Source organism: Streptomyces sp. NPDC059900, assembly GCF_050270335.1.
GTDB lineage: Bacteria > Actinomycetota > Actinomycetes > Streptomycetales > Streptomycetaceae > Streptomyces.
Genome location: NZ_JBNNJZ010000991.1, coordinates 1 through 1,820 on the forward strand (window position 1 = coordinate 1; position 1,820 = coordinate 1,820).

Annotated in this window: 2 protein-coding genes; one reads left to right on the top strand and one right to left on the bottom strand. The window is 71.6% G+C overall.

Annotation, left to right across the window (positions count from 1 at the left end; genetic code table 11):
* Positions 1-51: 51 nt before the first annotated feature.
* Positions 52-1,503, top strand: a complete 1,452-nt coding sequence (locus ACQKIP_RS46525) for an amidase (RefSeq protein ID WP_365853777.1) — start codon at positions 52-54, stop codon at positions 1,501-1,503.
* An 86-nt stretch (positions 1,504-1,589) separates the two neighbouring features.
* On the opposite strand, the gene ACQKIP_RS46530 is transcribed toward ACQKIP_RS46525, so the two are convergent.
* The gene (locus ACQKIP_RS46530) at positions 1,590-1,745 is read right to left on the bottom strand and encodes a hypothetical protein (RefSeq protein ID WP_365853779.1); all 156 of its coding nucleotides are present in this window, start codon (positions 1,743-1,745) and stop codon (positions 1,590-1,592) included.
* Positions 1,746-1,820: the final 75 nt, after the last annotated feature.

Here is a 1,820-nt window from a genome sequence, read left to right on the forward strand (position 1 = left end):
GTATCATGGAGTACCAGGCGGTACCATTTTTGTGCCGGGAGTGGAGTAACAGTGAAGACTGCCGAATATGTGAGCTTCGACGCGGTCGGGCTCGCGGAGCTCGTGGCCGCCGGTGAGGTGACCCCCGCCGAACTGGAAGCATCCGCACGCGAGGCCGTGCGGAAGGTCAATCCGCAGATCAACGCCGTCGTGGAGACATGGCCGACCGACGACAGGCCGGAACCGGGCAGCTCACCGCTGGCCGGGGTCCCTTTCCTGATCAAGGACATCGGAGTCGCCATGGCCGGGCGGCGCATGGAGCTGGGCAGCCGTCTCGCGGCCGGCAACGTCGCGGGCGCCGACTCGTTCCTGATGCGGCGCTTCCGTCGCGCGGGCCTGGCGACCTTCGGGCGTACGGCGACACCGGAGTTGGCCTACGGCATCACCACGGAATCAGCGCTGTACGGCGCGACCCGCAATCCGTGGGACCTGGAGCGGAGCGCGGGCGGCTCCAGCGGGGGCGCCGCCGCTGCGGTCGCAGCCGGGGTGGTCCCCATCGCCCACGCCACCGACGCCGCGGGGTCGCTGCGCATCCCCGCCGCCTGCAACGGTCTCTTCGGCCTGAAGCCGAGCCGTGGCAGGGTCTCCATGGGCCCCGGCGCCGACGAGGTCTTCAGCGGCCTGGCCGTGCAGGGCAGCGTCACCCGCACCGTGCGCGACAGTGCGGCACTGCTCGACCTGATGCGCGGACCGGAGCCGGGCGACCCCTACTCCGCCCAACAGCCGTCCAGGCCCTACGCGCAGGAGGTCACCCGTCCCCCGGGCACGCTGCGGATCGGTGTGCTCGCCCAAGGGTGGGGCGGGCGCCGTACCACCGCTCCGGTGGCCGCCGCTCTCGCCCGTACCGTGCGCCTGCTGGAATCGCTCGGCCACCGGGTGGAGGAGGCCGAGGCCGGCCTCGGGACCGACTGGCAGGACTTCGTCCTGGCCAACGCCCGCCTGATGACCGCAAATCTCACGGCCACGGTCGACGAACTGGCCGCCGCCTTCGGCCGTCCCGTCGACTCCTCCACTCTGGAACCGGTGACGCTGGCCGGGTACCGCTACGGGCAGCAGGTCAGCGGCGCCCAGTTCGCCGCCGCTCTCGCGCACCGCAACCACGTGGCCCGAAGCCTGGCAGGGCACTTCGACCGCTACGACATGCTGCTCACCCCGACCTTGCCGGAGCTCCCGCTGCCTCTGGGCGCCCACACCGAGGGCGCGGAGGCTCTGGACGGCCTGGGCTGGATCGAGCGCATCAACGATCTCTCGCCGTTCACCCTGGCGTTCAATGTCGCCGGCACGCCTGCCATGTCCGTGCCCGTCACGGACGACGCCGCGACGGGGCTCCCGATCGGCATGCAGTTCGCCGCCGCTTACGGGCACGAGGGCCTCCTCTTCCGCCTGGCCGGGCAACTCGAAGAGGCAAGCCCGTGGTCCGGCCGTACCCCCGGGGTGTGGGCGGGGGACGAACCGGGCCACTGACGGCTGGGCCCCGGCCTCGCAGCTGCCGGGGCCCAGCCTGCGGCGGCGGAGCTACTCGCGCGCTCTCAGCCGGGAGCGCAGCCGTATCACCGGGCGAGCCATGTCGCGCCCGCGAGCGGGCCGAGGATGGACGCGGCCAGGGTGAGCAGGCGGTAGGGGACCTGCTGGATCGTCATCTGCAAGCCGCCGATGCGCAGTTCGAAGAAGGGCGCTGCGGGCGGTGGCGTGGTCTGGTTCTTCATCGGGTTTCCTCCGGAAAACGACGAAGCCCCGCCTCGATGAGGCGGGGCTTCTGCGAGTGGTGACAGTGCTTGCTG